At 62.0% G+C, this 17,714-nt stretch carries 15 protein-coding genes; 8 read left to right on the top strand and 7 right to left on the bottom strand.

Annotated features, from left to right (window positions below; translation table 11 throughout):
- The first annotated feature begins 316 nt into the window (after positions 1–316).
- From FRZ32_RS14165 to FRZ32_RS14140, 6 genes are read left to right on the top strand one after another with little or no spacing between them, the layout of a single operon-like run.
- Entirely contained in the window at positions 317–1,468 is a 1,152-nt protein-coding gene (locus tag FRZ32_RS14165; protein ID WP_158635947.1) for an HlyD family secretion protein, read from the top strand.
- Positions 1,465–2,394: a Fic family protein gene (locus FRZ32_RS14160; RefSeq protein WP_147044114.1), complete on the top strand. Its 930-nt coding sequence runs from the start codon at positions 1,465–1,467 to the stop codon at positions 2,392–2,394. Before FRZ32_RS14165 ends, FRZ32_RS14160 begins: the two co-directional genes overlap by 4 nt.
- Positions 2,378–4,564, top strand: coding sequence for a peptidase domain-containing ABC transporter (locus tag FRZ32_RS14155; protein ID WP_147044113.1), 2,187 nt, complete (start codon positions 2,378–2,380; stop codon positions 4,562–4,564). The genes FRZ32_RS14160 and FRZ32_RS14155 overlap by 17 nt, the downstream gene beginning before the upstream one ends.
- Positions 4,565–4,584: 20 nt before the next feature.
- A complete protein-coding gene (locus FRZ32_RS14150) occupies positions 4,585–5,175 on the top strand; it encodes a hypothetical protein (RefSeq protein WP_147044112.1) in 591 nt (196 codons plus the stop codon).
- Positions 5,176–5,232: 57 nt separating this feature from the next.
- Complete coding sequence (locus FRZ32_RS14145; RefSeq protein ID WP_147044111.1) at positions 5,233–6,075, top strand: hypothetical protein; 843 nt, start codon at positions 5,233–5,235, stop codon at positions 6,073–6,075.
- Positions 6,072–6,380, top strand: coding sequence for a hypothetical protein (locus tag FRZ32_RS14140; RefSeq protein WP_147044110.1), 309 nt, complete (start codon positions 6,072–6,074; stop codon positions 6,378–6,380). The genes FRZ32_RS14145 and FRZ32_RS14140 overlap by 4 nt, the downstream gene beginning before the upstream one ends.
- Positions 6,381–6,488: 108 nt before the next feature.
- Here FRZ32_RS14140 and FRZ32_RS14135 read toward each other — a convergent pair whose 3' ends face one another.
- From FRZ32_RS14135 to FRZ32_RS14110, 6 genes are all read right to left on the bottom strand, one after another.
- Complete coding sequence (locus FRZ32_RS14135) at positions 6,489–9,086, bottom strand: type IV secretory system conjugative DNA transfer family protein (protein WP_147044109.1); 2,598 nt, start codon at positions 9,084–9,086, stop codon at positions 6,489–6,491.
- 59 nt (positions 9,087–9,145) lie between these two features.
- Positions 9,146–9,523, bottom strand: a complete 378-nt coding sequence (locus FRZ32_RS14130; RefSeq protein WP_147044108.1) for a hypothetical protein — start codon at positions 9,521–9,523, stop codon at positions 9,146–9,148.
- Positions 9,524–9,749: 226 nt separating this feature from the next.
- Positions 9,750–10,691 (bottom strand): hypothetical protein, encoded by a 942-nt coding sequence (locus FRZ32_RS14125; protein WP_147044107.1) that lies wholly within the window; start codon positions 10,689–10,691, stop codon positions 9,750–9,752.
- The gene (locus tag FRZ32_RS14120) at positions 10,688–11,134 is read right to left on the bottom strand and encodes a hypothetical protein (RefSeq protein WP_158635946.1); all 447 of its coding nucleotides are present in this window, start codon (positions 11,132–11,134) and stop codon (positions 10,688–10,690) included. Before FRZ32_RS14120 ends, FRZ32_RS14125 begins: the two co-directional genes overlap by 4 nt.
- Before the next feature lie 121 nt (positions 11,135–11,255).
- Positions 11,256–12,152 carry an alpha/beta hydrolase family protein gene (locus FRZ32_RS14115; protein WP_147044105.1) on the bottom strand — a complete coding sequence of 299 codons (897 nt, stop codon included), beginning with the start codon at positions 12,150–12,152 and terminating at the stop codon, positions 11,256–11,258.
- Positions 12,085–12,912 (bottom strand): hypothetical protein, encoded by an 828-nt coding sequence (locus FRZ32_RS14110; protein WP_158635945.1) that lies wholly within the window; start codon positions 12,910–12,912, stop codon positions 12,085–12,087. Before FRZ32_RS14110 ends, FRZ32_RS14115 begins: the two co-directional genes overlap by 68 nt.
- Before the next feature lie 1,183 nt (positions 12,913–14,095).
- Here FRZ32_RS14110 and FRZ32_RS14105 point away from each other — a divergent pair.
- Entirely contained in the window at positions 14,096–14,614 is a 519-nt protein-coding gene (locus FRZ32_RS14105; protein ID WP_147044103.1) for a hypothetical protein, read from the top strand.
- Positions 14,615–14,957: 343 nt separating this feature from the next.
- On the top strand, positions 14,958–17,222 hold the full coding sequence (locus FRZ32_RS14100; RefSeq protein WP_243445365.1) for an AAA family ATPase: 2,265 nt from the start codon (positions 14,958–14,960) through the stop codon (positions 17,220–17,222).
- On the opposite strand, the gene FRZ32_RS14095 is transcribed toward FRZ32_RS14100, so the two are convergent.
- Positions 17,219–17,698: a hypothetical protein gene (locus FRZ32_RS14095; protein WP_147044101.1), complete on the bottom strand. Its 480-nt coding sequence runs from the start codon at positions 17,696–17,698 to the stop codon at positions 17,219–17,221. The two genes, FRZ32_RS14100 and FRZ32_RS14095, sit on opposite strands and share 4 nt — an antisense overlap.
- Positions 17,699–17,714: the final 16 nt, after the last annotated feature.

Genomic DNA, 17,714 nt, shown 5'->3' with positions numbered 1-17,714 from the left:
GGCAGATGATTGCTAAATCGTCGGCACGACGGTCACTTCCGTACCAGTAGAGCAGCTAATGAATTTGGCTAGAATCTCTACAGTCTATAGAAAAGTGGTTATCATGTCGCGGATCAAAAAATAATTTCTTCTTCAAAGATTCCCATTTCTAATCAATTATCTGGCTCGACTCGCGGGTAACGAGCAGAGTTGAGTCGAGATTTCCATGAATGCGCAGCCCCCACACTCACTGTTTCGAGCGGAAGTCGTTGACGCGCGCCAAGCTCGTATCGCGGGCGAAATTGTCCTGTCCCAGCCGGTGCGCACTCACGCGCTCGTGCTCCTGATTTTTGGGTTGATCGTCGCGGTTTCTCTCTGGCTCGCCTTCGGCAGCTATGCGCGGACGGAGACGGCGCGCGGCATCCTCGTCACCGATCGCCCGTCGGCCAAGATTTTCGCGATCCGGCCAGGCCAGGTGACGGCGCTCGCCGTGCGCGAGGGCGATTACGTCCGACAGGGCCAGCGCATCGCCACGATCCGCACCGAACAGGAAGACGAGGCCGGCGACAGCGCCATTGCCGTGAGCATCGCGGCGATCGAGGGGCAGCGGGCGCTGGCCACGGAGCAGGAGCTGTCGGCGCGCCATCGGGCGGACAGCGAGCGAGCGCGGCTCGCGGCCACGGTGGCCGGGCTACGCCGTCAGCGCGCCGACCTCACCGCGCAAATCGCGCTCCAGGAACAGACCGCCGCCTCGGCGGGCGAATTGTTCGAACGCGTCCAGTCGCTGCGGGAAAGCGGCTTTATCAGCCGGATCGAGATCGAGCAGCGGCGACAAGCCTTCCTTTCCGCGCGGCAGGGGCTGGCGCAGCTTCACCAGCAGCTCAATTCGCTGATCTCGGAGGAGGCGCAGGCGACGGCGCAGATCGCGCGCGCGGCGGCGGATGCCGAAAGCGAAGTGGCAACCGCGCGCAGTTCGGGCGAGTCGCTCGTTCAGCAACGCGCCCAGCTCAGCGGCGAGCGGGCCTATGCAGTCATCGCGCCGATCTCGGGCCGGGTCGCGGCGGTTCAGACCGCGCTCGGCCGCACCGCCGAGACAAGCGTGCCGTTGATGGAGATCGTGCCCGACGGCTCGACGCTCCATGCCGACATCTACGCGCCGACGCGCGCGATCGGCTTCGTCAGGCCCGGCCAGGAGGTGCGGCTTCTCTACGACGCCTTCCCGTATCAGCGCTTCGGCAGCTTTGGAGGCCGGATCGCGCGGGTATCGCGCACCGTGATCGACCCGCGCCAGCTCGCCGCGCCGCTCGACATTCAGGAGGCGGTTTATCGGATCGAAGTGACGCCCGAGACGCAGGGTATCGACGCCTTCGGCCGGCGCGAGCCGCTCCAGCCCGGCATGACGCTGACCGCCAACATCATCCTCGACCGCCGCTCCTTCCTCGACTGGCTGCTCGAGCCGCTCAACGCAGTGATGCGGAGGAGCCGGTGAGCGCCCGATGGCCGCCGGCCAGGCGCGCGCCGCAGGCGAAGCGCGCGGTAAACGCGGACGCCCAGGGCGTTTTTCAAGCGCCGCGCGATCGGTCGGTCTCGTTGACGGAGTGGATCTCCTATCCTTCGACCGCACCGCTCTCACCCCTCATCGTGAGCGCCAAGGCGTTGGAATTGAGCGCGAGCGAGGCCCTTGCCAGCTCGGCAGCGTCATTGCAGCAACTCGCCGACCGCTTGTCGTCTGCGCTGTCCGACCCGCGCGACTATCCCGGCCTTGTCGACGAACTCGCGCCGTTCTTCGACGATCGCGATGCGCCCGAGCCCCGAACGCTGTTCCCAAAGACGAGAGAGGAGTTCGCGGCGTACGCGCGGATGGTCAATCGGTTGCCCCCGCTCGCCGGCACCAGTGAGACCGAGTTCGCCGAACTCTTGGCGCGAGTCCACGCGCGGCTCGGCGAGGGCGCCAACGGATTTCGCACCAGTCCGATCAGCATGATGATTCGGTCCGATGCGGGCGGCGACAAGATCGCGTTCCCGCATCACCGGCACTGCCGTCCGCTCGTGGCACGACTTCATCGCTTCCTTGCCGACCACATCGCCACCCATCCCGGGCTCTGCGCGACGGTGGCCTACGGGGCGATCATGCACGCCCATCCTTTCACGGACGGAAACGGGCGGACGGGGCGAACCATGTTCAACCTCGTCCTCGCGGCCGGGACGGGCACCCGGCATTTCGTCCCGATTCACCTCATCGCGGCCCTTCAGCGGGGCAGCTTCATCATCAAGCTCCGGCGCGCGCTCTACGGCGGTGATTGGGGCGGGCCTCAGGCTTTCTTTCGTGACGCCGCGCGGCTTTCGGCCACCCTCCAGCGGATCAGCTCGGCCGAACAGGTATTGGCACAGGACGCGGATGCTGGACTCGGCTGACCTTCTGAATCTGACGAGCATCCGCCGCACGCCGATGATCCATCAAAGCGAGGCGGCCGAGTGCGGGCTCGCTTGCCTCGCTATGGTCGCCGGGCGGCACGGGCTCGACACCGACCTGCCGGCGATGAGGCGCAGGTTCAGCCTTTCGCTCAAGGGCGCGACGCTCAAGGCCTTGATACAGACCGCCGAGGCGATCGGCTTCATCGCTCGGCCGCTTAGGGGCGAGATCGAGAATCTAGAGCAGGTGCCGCTCCCGGCCGTCCTGCACTGGGACCTCAACCATTTCGTCGTTCTCGTCGGCGTCTCGCGCACGCTGCGCGGACGCCGCTTCCTGATTCACGATCCGGCGCTCGGGGAGCGCCGGATCGACGAGGCCGAGCTATCGCGGCATTTCACGGGCGTGGTGTTGGAGCTGACGCCATCCGAACGCTTCCAGCCCGGAGTGGAGCGTTCGCGCCTGCGGATAAGCCAGCTCTGGACACGGATAACGGGGCTGTGGTCGTCGCTACGCAGCGTGCTGCTGCTCTCGGTCGTGCTCCAGCTGATCGCGTTGGCATCGCCGTTTTACCTTCAGCTCGCTGTCGATACGGTGTTCCCGGCCTCCGACCAGGACCTGCTGTTGATGCTCGCGCTCGGCTTCGGCGGGCTGGCGGTGATCAATATGCTGACGAGTTGGCTGCGGTCATTGATCCTCGTCAGTCTTGGCAATGCGCTCAGCTATCAGATCGTCGTCAATCTGTTCCGCCACTTGATGCGACTGCCGTTGCCGTGGTTCGAGAAACGCCATGTTGGCGACATCATCTCCCGCTTCAATTCGACGACGCCCATCTCCAATATCCTCAGCCAGGGCCTCGTATCGGCGCTGATCGACGGCGCGATGGCGTTCGTCACGCTCGGGCTGATGTTCGTCTATTCCCCCTTGCTCGGCGGCGTGGCGCTGGTCGCCTGGATGCTGTTCGCGGCGCTCAAGGTCGGCTTCATTCACGCGCTGCGCACCCGCAACGTCAGCACGATCACCACTGCGGCGCGCGAGAGCAGCGCCTTCATTGAGTCGATCCGGGGCATCGCCGCGATCAAGGCGTTCGGCCAAGAGGGCAACCGTCAACGGGCTTGGCAGCAACTCAAGGCCGACGCGGTGAATGCTCAGATCAGCCTCAGCCGCTTCTCGGCCGGTTTCGACGCGGGCGGGCAGCTCATCCTCGCCCTTGAGCGCGTCCTGTTCGTCTATCTCGCGATCCGGCTTGCCATGTCGGGCGATTTCACGGTGGGCATGATCTTTGCCTTCCAAGCCTACAAGCAGCAATTCCTCGACGCCGCGACCCGGCTGGTCGATCAGGCGATCCAATACAACCTCATCGGCGTCCACCTCTCGCGCATCGCGGATATCGCGCTCGCTCCGCCCGAGGAGGGAGAGACGCCGCGGTCGGAGACCGCAGCCCGGATACGCGGGGCGATCGAGCTGCGGGGGATCGGCTTCCGCTATGGCGCGGGCGAGCCTGACGTCCTGCGCAACGTCAATCTGAAGGTCGAGCCGGGCGAGATGGTGGCGCTCGTCGGTCCCTCCGGCGGCGGCAAGACCACGCTCCTCAAGATCATGATGGGCCTGTTCGTGCCGAGCGGCGGCACCCTGCTGGTGGACGGGACGCCGCTCGCCGGCCTCGGCCTTCGCAACTGGCGCCGGCAGATCGGCTCGGTGAGCCAGGACGACGCGCTGTTCGCCGGCAGCCTCGCCGAGAACATCGCCTTTTTCGATCCCGAGATCGGCATGGCGCGCGTCGTCGAGGCCGCGCGGCTTGCGGGCATCCATGACGAGATCGAGGCGATGCCCATGCGCTACGACACGCTGGTGGGCGACATGGGGAGCGCGCTTTCCGGCGGCCAGAAGCAACGCATCCTGCTCGCCCGCGCCCTCTATCCCGACCCCTCCGTCCTGTTCATCGACGAGGGCACCGCGCATCTCGATCCAGCCTCCGAGGCGGTGGTGATGATGGCGCTCAAGGCGCTTCCGATCACCCGAATTATCAGCGCGCATCGGCCAGGACCCATTTCGCAATGCGACCGCGTGTTCGCGGTAGCGGGCGGAGGTCTCGTTCCGGTCCAGCGGCCGGCCAGCCACGCAGCACAGATAGCGGAAGGTGCGTCGGCGCCTGCACCCGCCGCTCGTTCGTAGGGCGCTAAGGAGAAGCGGAAATGAACATGCAAAGCACCATGTCAGTATTGCGGGAGCTTGAACCGCATGAGGTCGCGCTCGTCGCGGGTGGCAATTTCACGTATTCTTATACAGATAGAGATGGCGCGAGCATCACGGAGACTTACGACGACAATGGTAATTTCATGAGTCTTCACGTGAATGCACCGTCTGACTTCAATATAGACAACGTCTTTGCGTGTCTGGGCTATTCCGACCTACTTGCAATCGGTGCCTGCTACGGCGCGGGTGATCTTTATGTCTATGCCGGAGTTGGCGGAGGGGCGACTCCTGTGGACATCACTCTCGGCTATTCCGACAACGTCGACGCCTATCTCTCCGGTTTGTCGGCGTCAGTTACCGGTCAGCCGGGCATGGGAGTAAGCCTTAACCCTGATGGATCGATTTCCAGTACAGCCTGGGTAGTCGGCACGCCCGGCGGGCAAGCCACCTACGGCATGAGTTTCAGTGATATCAGCGCCGGTTTCCAAAATGCCTTCGAATCAGTGTCGGATGGTCTTTATCGTATGGCGGGCAGCCCGTATGATCCCCCTGGCGGCGGCGGCCATGAGGTCGATGAGCCCCTGAATTAGATATGTAGGTGGCTGTGGTAGAACCTGCCGCAGCCACCTTCCTTGGAATTCGCGATAATGAAGATTTTGCTTGGCACCTTGGCGCTACCACTGGCATTTCTCTCGTGTATGCCCGGCTGCGCGCGTGAGACGGCGGCGCCCAACAGCTTCGAGCTGCGAATGGCGGGCGATGCCGTGATATATCGCGGACTCTTGCAGGGCGAGGGCGCGCGCGAATTGGCAGAGACGGTGCGTGATCCCCATCGCAACGTAAGCCGACTGGTAATCACAAGCCCTGGAGGTGAAGGCCCGGACGCCCTCACGGTCGGTGAAGCGATTCGAGACCGAGGACTCGATGTTGCGGTGGATCGAATGTGCGTCTCGGCGTGCGCCATTTATGTATTCGTCGCAGGCCGCCACAAGACAATCCTGCCGGGTTCGATTGTGGCCTATCATCTCAGCCCGTCGCTGATGGTGCACTTACTTCGTCAATCGGGCAGAAACGGTGCCGCCGATGCCTTTGCGAGGCAGTATGGTGCGGCCGCATCCTTCTACCGCAGCGTCGGCGCCGACATTGGAATCTTGGATGTGGCGGCGAAGCTGACGCAGCCAATTTGCGTGGCAGAGGACGAGCGGCGACCGCCTAATGACCCACGCAGATATATGATTGCTTGGCGATATACCGGCTTCATTCCAACCCGCGAGCAACTGGCGGCCTTTGGTATCCGCAATGTCGAGGGGTGGTGGCCGCAGGCAGAAGAGCTACCCACAACGCTCGGCCGGCTTGGCTTTCGCCCACAGTATCGGCCGGCCTATGATCCCAACGGTTCTGCTTTCAACGCGGCAAGGTCGAGGCCGCTTCCCGCTCTTGGAACGTGTCCGCCGTCCCTCGTCAATACAACAAGCGCAGCCGGCCGGTGACGACCTACCAACTCGGCTGGCGTTTCAGCTATGTCACCCTCACGATCGCGCTTGGGCTTGGCATCGCAGCCTTTTTCTTTCCTCATCAACGATACCGCCTCGTACTGGCCCTTGTCGTTCCGGCCATTGTCCATAGCGTCGCCAATCTGGCGGTGCGATGCACGCAATGCGACAAATCCGCCTTCATAACGGAGGTGTTCGGCCCGCGTAATACATTGGTCGGGTGGATTACACTCCGGCACCGCGTAGTGCCCGAACGAATCTGCTCACGGTGCGGCGCGGATTTGACCGTGCAGGAAGCCTAACCTCTCTAGAGCCGGGACAGCAGGCCCGAGGCCAGCGCGGCAAGTACCAGCGCTAGCACGATGATGAACTCTAGCCGAAGCAGGAGCGGGGTCTTTCGTCCGCGCACGTCAATCTCCGCGCGAGAGCGATCGCGCCACGATCTTCGCCAGCCGGTCCCGGCGCTCCTTGGCGTCCTCGGGCGACACGGACGTGCGCGACACGCGCACCTTCCATCCCTTCACCACGGATTCGGAGGGCGCAGGAGCGGGCGAGAGCGCGGCGATATAGTCGGGAATGTCCTCGGGCGCGAGAATGGCGACGCGCGCCTGCTCCTCGGGCGTAAGGCCGGCGAGGAGGGCGGACTGAAAGCGGCCGTGGGTGGCCTTGGATTTGGCGAGGACGAACGCGACGCGTGGGAAGCCCGCCGCCAGGCATTTGCGGATATTGCCGCACTCGTACTCGGCGGGCGTGGTCACGGAGATTTCCACCGGCACGGCCGTCTCGCCCTGCTCCAAAAGCACGTCGATCTGCCCGCCGCCAGGCAGCGGCGCTTCGATGGTGGCGCGGAAGCCCTGCTGCTCGCCCAGCTCCTTGACCAGCGATTGGAGATAGCGGTGCTTGGGGCCGCCCTTGCCAAGCTTGCGGGAGGGCGAGGATGCGGGCGACGGGCGCGCGAGGGGAGGGGGCCGTTCGGCCTCCCTGTCGGCGGGGATCTCCGGCGCGGCGGGTGATGGCTCGCGCGATTCGATCGCGAGCATGGCGGCGGCCGGCGGCAACTCCTCCACCATGTCCTCCATGCGGCCGCAATACCGCTCGCGGTTGCGCTCGATCAGCTCGTCATACGCTTCCTCGGAGAGCGTCGGTTGGCGCTCGAGGAAGCCCAAAGGAACGGTGAGGTTGAGGGCCTCGGGCGTCCGATTCTTGAGCCAGACGGCGAACTCCGTCCGGTCGCTTCGCCGTCGCATCCCTTCGATGAACTCGGGCGTCGTGTGCAGCTCGCTTGAAAGCGCCCGCGCGTCTTTCGCGGAGACGCCGCCCGCGCATTTGAGGCTCGTATTGGAGAGGAAGGCGGCCTTGAGGCGCGGGGAGAGCTGGTCGAGCGACTGGTGGGCCAGCGTGATCCCGACGCCGTATTTCCTTCCCTGCGAAAGGATCGTCTCCACGGTGTCGTCGAAATACTCCTGCGCCTCGTCCACGTACACGAAGGTGGGCGTGCGCCTGCTCTCTGGGATGGTGGAGCGCTCAAGCGCGGCCTGCGCGAGCATGGAGACGAAGAAGCGGCCGAAGAGCGCGCTCCCCTCGGTCTTGAGGAGGTCCTTGGCGGTGTTGATGAGGATGATCTTGCCGTCGTTGGTGGCCGTGAAGAGGTCGAGCTTGTTGTGCCGCTGCGCGAACATGCGCTCGAAGGCCGGGGTCGAGAGGACGCCCCACAGGCGTTTCAGAATCTGCTTCTTGGTGGCGGCAAAGGAGGGGTGGAAGAACTCCGTCTCGAAGAAGCGGCGGGCCGATCCCGGCAAGCTTTCCATCTGCGACCGGTACGCCCGGCCGTCCTCCATGAGCTGCATGAGCGTGCCGATGGTGGCGCCGGGAATGGCGAGCATGAGGCGGGCCAGGTACCGGAAAATGACGCCCTGCTTCTGCGTCAGCTCCGCGCCCAACAGCGCCCCGAAAAAGCTCTCATACAGCTCCACGACGCCGTTCAGGACCCGCTCCCGGTCGGCCGGGCCGTATGCGGCCGTGCGCGACAGGGGCGCGTCAAAGAGGTTGAGCGACGCCGGATACTCAACGTCCGAGGGGTCAATGAGAACGAGGCGATCGGCGAGCGATCCCCGCTCGTCGGGAGCGAACAGGTCGAGCCGGACCAGCTTGTTGATGAGGTCGCCCTGGCTGTCGATCACGACGACGGAACGGCCGTCGTTCCGAGCCGCGACGAGATCGGCGTGGATCATGCGCTGCATGAGCTGGGTCTTGCCGTGGCCCGTGCCGCCTACGATGTGGCAATGCTCGAAGCGGGCGCTGGCCGGGATATGGAACGGAACGGGAAGGGCGAGCAAGTCCGCAAACGGCGTTCCGGCGAGATAGAGATCGGCAAGCTCCGTGGGCGTGGCGCTTTTCTTGCGGGTGGGCATCACCAGCCGGTCGGCGTGCTCGCGGGGGTTGGCGCTCGGCGGGAGGCCCGAGGCGACGAGCAAGTTCGTGGCGAGCCGCTCGCGGGCATAGTGGAAGAGTTCGTGTTGAAGGGCGCCGTTGTCGTACAGGAACACCATGAGCCGCTCGACGACCTCCGCCGGCCGGTCAAGAAGGCTCACGAGCGGCACGGTGAACGCTCCCTCGTCGTCCGTGTCGAAGCAACTCTCCGGCATCGCGCGGATGAGCATGAGGAAGGCATCCACGAGCTGCCGGCGCACGATGCCGAGCATCTGGTCATACTCGAAGGCCCACCGCCTGCGGCGGGCCATCATCTGGCGGGCAGCCACGGCGACCGACGCATCCCCCTCGATGGCCGGCCAGTCGAGCGCGAACGGCTCCACGTCCTCAAGGTCGAGGAAGGCGGCGGCCGTCATGGCGATTTCGACCATGATGCACCACGCCGGCTGCCGCTCGCAGCGTTCCCCGACTTCGCGCATGACGGCCTTGGCGACCTCGAAGGCGTAGCGCTCGTCATGGAAGGGCGAGGCGCGCCACGCGCCCTCGGTCTGGTCCCACGCGCGGCGCATATCGCGCATCTCCCGGCCGCGGGCGCTGCCGGAAAGCCAGTTGCTAAGGTTCGAGTTCCCCCAGAGCCCTATATCTCGACGACCTCCTCGCCGCCGAAATGGGCGGCGGCATGGAGCACCTGCGCGAACGTGCGGGCGGCTTCGGTCACGTGCTCCTCGATCGCCAGCATCTCGACGATATCCTTGCACTCGATGCGCTTGCCACCGGCCAGGTCGTTGACGCTCACGGTGAGCGTCACCGCCTTGTATGCCAGCCGGGAGGCCAAACCGAGGAGACCGCTCCCCCGATCGAGCATCTCGTGGCTCTCATACAGCATGGTGTCGCCGAGGCGATATCGGGTGATGTTCCTCTGCTCCTCGTCGGAAAGATCGGCGCGAACGTCGAGCTGGAAGGCGACCTTCCCGAGAAGGCCGGATCGTTGGTTGCGGCGAAGTAGGAGTTTCATTGGCACCCCCAATATCGCGTTATATCACCGAGATATTGGAGTCAAAAGCAATCAGGAGGACGTCTTCTTCTCCATGTTGGAGTATTATCAATTATTCCGGTGATTCTGGCCTGAGGTGACCACAAATAATGCAAAGCAGGCGGCGATTAGTCCTGCCGCCTGCCCACCTATCTCGGCGAATAGGCTCAAAATGCTAGTCTGAGGTCTGCTGAAGGGCGCTTGAGGTTTAAGACGCAAGATTAGGGTCTTCAAGGCCGGCTTCGATTGTTGGGCCAGGTGTTCTGCCCAGCCTGTGCCAGAGCGCAGCCAAGCCCTCGATCCCAACACCGAGGAATTTTCGAGGAGGGCCGAAAAACTGCGCGGTCGACAGGTTAGGTTCTGGGACGGTCGCACCGAGAAGCGTTACCCTAAAAATTACCAGCATCCTTGCTCTGAATCTGTAAAAGCGGATGAGTTTCCTGATATTCTCTCGTGCACGCTTAGTCAGTCCGCCGCCGAGTTCATTTTTGAGCTGAAACATCTTCGTCGCACCTGTCACGCCGATCGTGTGACATCCGCCAAAGAAGAAGACGCGTTGTCCCTTGGCAAAGGGATTCTCCACGACTTCGAGATAACCGTAATCTTCTTTGACGTCCGTGCCCTTCCAGATGCCGGTATCTTTCGTGCACAGCGCGATCGAAGGGTCGGTATCGTCGCACGGTATCTCGACATATTGGGCATAGGCATCCGCTTCCGCCATTACGCGCTCGCACACCTTGTTATAATCCGGACCGCCGATGAGGATCAGGTCGCACTCGAGATCGACCGACTTAGAAAGCGCTTCATTGGAGCTCAGGATTTCCAGGCGACAGCGCGGATAGATCTCCCGGATTAGCGAGACGAGGCCGAACAACGCGTCCAAGTCGCCATATTTGAGCATGTAGATGAATTCGTTCGGTTCCACCCATTGGCGTTGTTCCGCGTTGTCGAGCTCGGAGCAGACGATCAGAATACGCTGCCCATTGCGGAACCGGAAGAAGCGACGCGCCAGCCGATATCTGACATACCGCGGCGCAGCCCGGATGCCCTGAACGACCGAATTGAGGATGGCGCCCACACCCAAGATCACGCCGATTGCGGTGACGGCGGGGTCCATCGCTGTCAGCCATCCGTTGAGCGACAGATTCATCGCCGGCAGCCCCAGACTTGCGCGGGGCCGATGGTGTTGCCCGGTGGCACGTCCTGCGTCACCACCGCATTCGCGCCAACATAGGCGTTGACGCCAATCGTGATTTTTCCAACGAGGACCGCGCCGAACGCGACAAAGACGCCGGCTTCGAGCGTGGGCCCGTCCGCCATTTCGTTATCGTCGTCCCAGCCACCCCAGTGGCGCGGATGGCGATGGACCAGGGCGCCGAAGACTCGGCAGTTGTCGCCGATTGTGGATCGTTCGCCAATGAACCCGCCGATGACGCATCTCTCTCCGACAATCGATCCGGCACAAATTTGCGCCCGGTAACAGGCGAGGGAGCGCCGGCCGAACAGGACGTCGCTTTCTAGGATCACGTGGTGATCGAGGATGGCGCCGTCCCCGATCGCCGTTCCACCTCCGATCAGCACCTGATCACCCACCCAGACGTCGCTTCCAATCCGCGGCGGTACACCCGCGTCCTGGGCTCGACCGTCGAGGAGCGGTCGTAGCCTCATGGGTGGACGTCCATCGCCTGACATGCCGCCGCCCTGTGCTCCCAGCCTACAGGCCCTCGGCCAAATGCGAGGTCACGCTGCCGATGACCTTGTCGCGAAGCGCGACTGAGGCCGGCGAATCCCCATCAGCATCGTCCACATGGAAAGGGCCGTGATCCATTTGCCGCTCCTCCATCAGTTTGACGCCTTTATTCTTGGCGGCCTCTCGCGCTGGGCCCACCGGGACCATCGAGTCCGTAGAACCATGGATGATGAGCGTCTTGGCCCGAACCATCGAAAGCCGGTCCAGCGGATCGATCAGCTCCATTTCGTCGAAGAGGCGCGTCGGCAGATGATGCTTGCCGTCGATGACTAGTCCGCCCGTGTCAGAAGCCTTCGCCAAGGCCTCGGGTCCGAAATTTTCCCTACCCCAAGAGCAGATCGGGTCTATGAATGTCGCCTGATAGTCCAGGACAGGTGAGATGAGCGCGATCCGGTCGACAAGGTCGGCCCTTTTGTAGGCTGAGAATATTGCCGGGGGCGCGCCGAAGCTCGTTCCGACGAGCCGAACGCGTGCTGGCTGGAGTTCATAGGTTTCGGCAAGCCATGCGATGGCGGCGCACGTCTCGACATATTGCTGCACGATGGAAAATTCCCGCCATTCCTTTCGTCGGACGCCGTGTCCCGCGAAATCGAAGCGGACCGAAACAAGGCCGGCGCGCGCAAGAGCTTCGGCCAGATCGAGATAGAATCCATCGAACTCGTCGCGATCGACGCAAAGGCCGTGCAACAGGACAACCCCGCCGATCACCGTCTTCGGCTTGGTCACACTCGCCTTGATCGTCGCTTTGCGCACCGAAAAATGCACCTTTTGCGTCTTTATCTGCTTCACGTCCTCATTTCCCATCTTGGGTCCAACACTCCAGGTCCCGTCGAAATGCATCACACCATAATAGCAGATCATCCGGCGTGAAGCGGGATAGCGCTCGAAGCGCCTCGGCAACGATTCTTCCCCGCGTCAGCGAAATCTGCCGTTGAGCGAGGTTCTCAAGGAACCTGCTGCGAAGCTCGTAGATGCGGCGCCAGAATGCCTGATCGAGCGGAAGGGCGCCCGGATCGCAAAGACCCTTGACGAGCGTTTCGCCAAATTCCTGCTGCGCAACCCGTTCGAGCGGATCGATCGGCCGAGCACCGTGCCGAAGCGCGCCGAAGGGCAGCGTCGCCGGCTGCGCAGCGACGCTGCTGGTCACGAACAGCCAGTCGTCATTGTAGACCTTCGGGAAGAAGCCAAGCGCGGCCGTTCCGTCGAAAAACAGATAATTTCCATTCGGGAAGCAGTGCGGATCACGAAGCCCGCACCAAGCTTCGATGACGCTTAGATCGGCCGCGGAGGTTGGCGGCCTGCCGAGAATGCCGTTCTCAACCCGTGCGAATAGCTCGACGTCGGCACAAGATATCGGCCAGACATCGTCATCGACCAAGAGGGCGATCCGGAATCCGTGCGTTCTTGCATGCAGTAGAGCGATCGAACGCTTGCAGGGCAGATTCCACTGCGGATCGACCCCGGCACCTACGGCGAGACTGGTGGTCGCCAACCCTTGAAAGAGATCATGTCCGCGGTGAGCCTTCCATCCAAGCTCCGCAATATTTGGCCACCTTTCAAGGTCGATCCGTTGCGTTGTCAGCACGTAAACCTGATCAAATCGGTAGCTCAGTTGTCGCAATCGGTCACGCAGGTCACCGCACCCATCCGTGCAAAGATAAGCTATTGTCGGCCCACTCCGCCTCCTCGCGGGCAACTCGCGTACCGGTGATGCGATGGCGGCCAGTCCCTCGGAGAGCCGAAAATGATCTTGGACGAGCGCTCCGGTCATCCCTTACGGACGCTTTTGGGGATGCAATGCTAACACGCCTCTGGGCTTTGCTGCAAAGCGCAGCGCGGCGTCGCAGGAGGAAACTGTCCTGATCACGGGCGCGGCATCCGGCAAGTATTGCCATCGATCCAGGCGTCGAACATTTGGCGACATTGCGCGCCGTGCCACGCGCACGAGCACGACTGATAGGACAACAATTGAGTAGCTTCGCGGATCAGCATGGCTCCCTCAAGGGCGTTAGACTGCCACCTCTGTTGCCGATGATCCCCCATCCGCGTCTTATTGGCGGTAACACTGCGTAGTGCAAGGTCACTTGGTTATTCAAAGGAAAGGGCGGCTCCTTTCGAAGCCGCCCAGTTTGGGTTTTCGCGTGCGTCGATTCTGACCGTGCGCGCCGCTTGATACGAACCGTCCAGGCTGGTCTCTTTATACCTGCCGATACCGGAGAGGGTTAAGATCGCTGCGGCGGATGTCGGACCTTTGCTTACGCTTTCAGGTTAGTGCTTGGTGGGATTCAGCTAAGGAGCATTGCATATCCCAGGGGAAACCATCGGCGTCGATTTAAGGCAGGAAAGTGAAATCTCGAATTCCGGTTGCGTGTCCGCGCGGAGAGGCGTAGGGCGCGACACATATAGAAAACGCGCTGGCGAAGCCGGCGCGTCATTCGTTTAGAGCGAATTTTAGTGGCATCATTGCCGCTCGGGGCTGCTTACGCCCCTTTTCCTCTTCATTTGCTATTTCCGTTAAGCTACAATCGCGCAAGGCGTCGAATCAAGTGATTGGGTCGCCGCACCACTGGAGATGGGCGGCGACCCGGCACAGCCGGAGTAACGGCCATACGTGATGAACACGCCTTCTTGGTCCACCGAGTAGGAGGCGAAGGCTAGCGTGTCCACGGTCTCTAGTTTAGCACCCATAGCCACAGGGTCAACGCGCCGCGTCTGAACAGTGTCCAGACGCGAAGGGGTGCGCGCGAGCTGAATAAGGCTGGTCGCCACGTCCGGCATCGCTCCCGTTATCGAAAGGGAGTGATATGAAAGAGCATTCAGGATTTGATTTAGATCTTGCGCGTCCCGTTAATGTGCGCGGGGTCGGCGTCGTCGCGAATGAACGCGCGCTATGCGTTTGCTTATCGCTTACGAGTGCGACCCTTCTCGAGCTTCCGTTTCCTCGTGATCAGAGCCGCGCAGCTATCCGATTGTTAAAAGCGATGAACGTTAGCGCGATTGCGATCGTCGTGAACGGCCGCGCATCCGCATCTGTGGCTCTTGCCGCAATTGTGGAGAACATGGCCGCTGCGCTCGTTCTGCCGTGGCAGGTAGCGATCACAGGCATCCCCTCGGTCAGGAGCGCTGCACTCGCGATGGGTAGAGGGCTTTTGACGGCGAGAGCGATGGCTCCCCTTATGGAGAACGATGTCGAGCGTTTGCTATCGAATAACAATCCCGATGCCGTGATACGGGCGGCAGAATCAGCCTATGGAGTGGCATGCTGGCCGAAGTATGCACAAGAGATTGGCCCGCCGCCTTGCTCATCCGGCGCGTCGTTATAGGTGCGAGCTTGGTCAAGAGTGTCGAGCAAACGAGCAATCAAATTGCGAGATTCGTCACGGATCGGTTTTCGAGCTGCGCCCTGATGCGGGGCACCAGATATACGCCAGGCGCATAACCGGTGATTCAAAGCAAATAGGCCGCCATACAACACCGTCACGCCACGAAAGGTCCCGGGTGTCGATAGACCGCACCGAAAGTTCGAACTTCGCTCGACATTAAGCCATGATCTGGCCGTGTGTCTCGTGATGATACGGGGATCGGAACTCAGTTGCCGTCGGCGCCGTGGTGCGGTGTAATAAGCGCGTGATTTCAAGAATAGATCGCATCCAGAGTTTGGGGCTCGTGTTCGCCGACTTCACGTGGAAGGCGGGCGTTGCAGGATTCCGGAGGTTCAATCTCATCTACGGCTGGAATGGGTGCGGCAAGACGACCCTGACCCGGCTCTTTGACGAGTTGTCCGCGGCTACGCTTCCAGACCTGTCCTATGAAATCGAGGATTCTAACGGCGCGAAGTTCGGGCCGGGGGACGCTTTCCCGACGCCGATCCGGGTTTTCAATCAGGACTACATCCAAAAGAATGTTCGCGTGCTCGAATCCTCGGCGAATTCCATTTCGCTCTTGCTCGGCGAGGAGAACAAGGAGCTGGTCGCGCAGATTCAGCAGGACGAACAGGAACTCAATGGCGATCCGTCCAATCCCGAGGCGATCGGGAAGCTGAGGGAGTTGGAGGGCTATCGCCAGAAGAAGCGCCGCAAGGAGAAAGAGAACGACACGGCGTTTACCGACATAGCCCGCACCATCGGGGCCGCGCTCGCAAGTACCGGCGCCGCGTCGCGCACATACCGGAGCCCCCAGGCGAAAACCGATTTCGCAGCCTTGAAGGAGGCAACCATCCTCCCCGAGGAAGAGATGGCAGCTCACGTGCTTGCACTCAAGCAGGACCTGCTGCCGGAAATCCCTGAGGTCTTAGTTCCAGCGATGGGAGAGACCGAGCAGGTGGATGCTTTGCAGACGGCTCAGGGATGCGCCACGCTCGCGGAAACCCTCTGTGCGACCACCGTGGAGACCGAGGTTGTCAGCCAGCTCGCTGCAAATCCGGAGATTTCGGAGTGGGTGGAGACGGGCTTCCATCTGCACAACCGGCTCGGTTCAGGCGCTTGCGAGTTCTGTGGGAACGCCATACCTGTCGAACGTCTGGCTCAGCTCGCGAGACATTTCAACGATGCCGACCGCAAGCTCAAGGCCGATATTGAGGACGTTCTGGTACGGCTACGCAGCGCATTGATCGCTGTGCGAGCGTGCGCAGTACCCGACGCGGCGAGGCTCTATGGCGAGCTGCAAAATACCTATTCGGCAAAGGCGAGGGATTTCGAGACGGCAAAGGCCGCCCTTGAGACTCAGATCACCGTGTTAGGGCAGGCTCTCCAGGCCAAAAAATCGCAAACCACCGTGTCGACTCCCCTTCAGGTCCGGCTCGATACGGATACGCTTGCCAATGCGATCTCGGCGGCGAACGCGCTTATTTCCACTCACAACGTGAAATCTCGGGAGTTCGCGAAGCTTCAGGGCCAATCCATCTCTGCGATCAAGGCGCACTATCTGAGCACGATTTTTTCCGAGGTTCAGGAACGGAATCAAGCCATTGCCGCGCTAGAGGAGGACCTTAAGCGGCGCGAGGAGGAGATCACCGCACTGCGCAAGCGGATTGCTGCCGCCAGGCAAAAGGTGTCCTCTGCCCACGCCGCGTGCGGCCATATCAATGATGGGCTACGTACCTTCCTTGGTCGCGACGAATTGCGGTTCGAGCCGTTGGTTGAGGAAGTGGAGGGGGAGGATGGCACGCCCACCGAAGTGGTGGTCGGCTACAAGATCATGCGCGGAGGGATTCCCGCCCGGTACGTGAGCGAGGGCGAAAAGACGGCGCTCGCCTTCGTCTATTTCGTGGTCCACTTGAATGACGGGCAATTTCCTAAGCAGACGGGAATCGTCGTCATCGACGATCCGATCTCCAGCCTCGATTCGACTTCTCTCTATCAGGCGTTCAGCTTCCTCAAGAACGCCGTCTTGGACTGCGGGCAGGTCTTCGTCCTCACCCACAATTTCGACTTTCTCAAGCTGCTCCTGAATTGGCGGAAGAGCGCCGATCGTGGCGGCACTGGGTTCTACATGATTAAGAACCACGTCCGCGACGGGGCGCGCCATGCGACCATCGAAGTAATGGACAAGGAGCTGCTCGAATATGAGAGCGAGTATCACTATCTCTTCAAGCGTTTGAAGGAAATGCGGGCGGCCCAGGACGGGTCGATCATGCAGGCGTATCCGGTTCCAAATATCGCTAGGAAGGTCTGGGACACCTTCCTGATGTTCCAGGTGCCAAGCGGGGCGAAGCCGTACAAAAAGATGGAAGAGTTAAAGGCCGCCGGCCATGACGCACGGAAACTGGACGCTATCTACAAGTTCACTAACGACCAGTCGCACATCACCGGAGCGGGCTTCGACCCGGCGCTCGTCCCGGAGACGCAGAAGGTGCTGGGCGAACTATTCGAGATGATGGAGGCCATCGCTCCCGGTCACTATGCGATCCTCGATGGGGCGACTCCCCTCTAAATCGGGACTCCTGATCCGTTGGACTCGCGGTGTAGGTGGGGATTCTCCCTCCGCAAGAAGATGTCGTGCCGGGCAACCAGCTCGCCCCGCTCGATCAACCGATCGAGCTGCCGGGGCGTGAGGCGAAGGTCCACTTCAAGCTGCTGCCGTCGGAAATAGCTGCCGGGGTGCTTTGCTACGAAGGCGGGATAAAAGCCGGTCCGGAACGCCTCGAAACAGCGGGAACAAGTCATATCCCACTGGTTGAACCAGGTGGCGCCGGCTGGACAATACCGGCAGGTGAAATTGCCCTCGGGTGCAAAGCCCTCCGGCTCTCGAAGAAGGCGCTCTTCATACTCAGCCTGCCGCTTGGCGATGCGTATGAGGGTGCCGGCGAAATTGTGCAGGCGCTCGCGCGCTTTTTCTCGTTCGTCGGGGGTCAGGTCTGGGCAGTAGCGATCGACAATGCGCCCTGCCGGGTCGTTGGTGGGATTCATCCCCGCCAGTCTGAGT

Source organism: Sphingosinicella ginsenosidimutans, assembly GCF_007995055.1.
GTDB lineage: Bacteria > Pseudomonadota > Alphaproteobacteria > Sphingomonadales > Sphingomonadaceae > Allosphingosinicella > Allosphingosinicella ginsenosidimutans.
This window is presented reverse-complemented; position numbering and strand designations above follow the sequence as displayed.

Bases quoted from the DNA above. Each gene is read 5' to 3' on its own strand.
- FRZ32_RS14155 (WP_147044113.1), top strand. From the start codon at position 2,378: ATGCTGGACTCGGCTGACCTTCTGAATCTGACGAGCATCCGCCGCACG.
- FRZ32_RS14130 (WP_147044108.1), bottom strand. From the start codon at position 9,523: ATGAAACTCCTACTTCGCCGCAACCAACGATCCGGCCTTCTCGGGAAG.
- FRZ32_RS14095 (WP_147044101.1), bottom strand. From the start codon at position 17,698: ATGAATCCCACCAACGACCCGGCAGGGCGCATTGTCGATCGCTACTGC.
- FRZ32_RS14135 (WP_147044109.1), bottom strand. From the start codon at position 9,086: ATGCGCGATATGCGCCGCGCGTGGGACCAGACCGAGGGCGCGTGGCGC.
- FRZ32_RS14105 (WP_147044103.1), top strand. From the start codon at position 14,096: ATGAAAGAGCATTCAGGATTTGATTTAGATCTTGCGCGTCCCGTTAAT.
- FRZ32_RS14150 (WP_147044112.1), top strand. From the start codon at position 4,585: ATGAACATGCAAAGCACCATGTCAGTATTGCGGGAGCTTGAACCGCAT.
- FRZ32_RS14125 (WP_147044107.1), bottom strand. From the start codon at position 10,691: ATGAATCTGTCGCTCAACGGATGGCTGACAGCGATGGACCCCGCCGTC.
- FRZ32_RS14145 (WP_147044111.1), top strand. From the start codon at position 5,233: ATGAAGATTTTGCTTGGCACCTTGGCGCTACCACTGGCATTTCTCTCG.
- FRZ32_RS14115 (WP_147044105.1), bottom strand. From the start codon at position 12,152: ATGATCTGCTATTATGGTGTGATGCATTTCGACGGGACCTGGAGTGTT.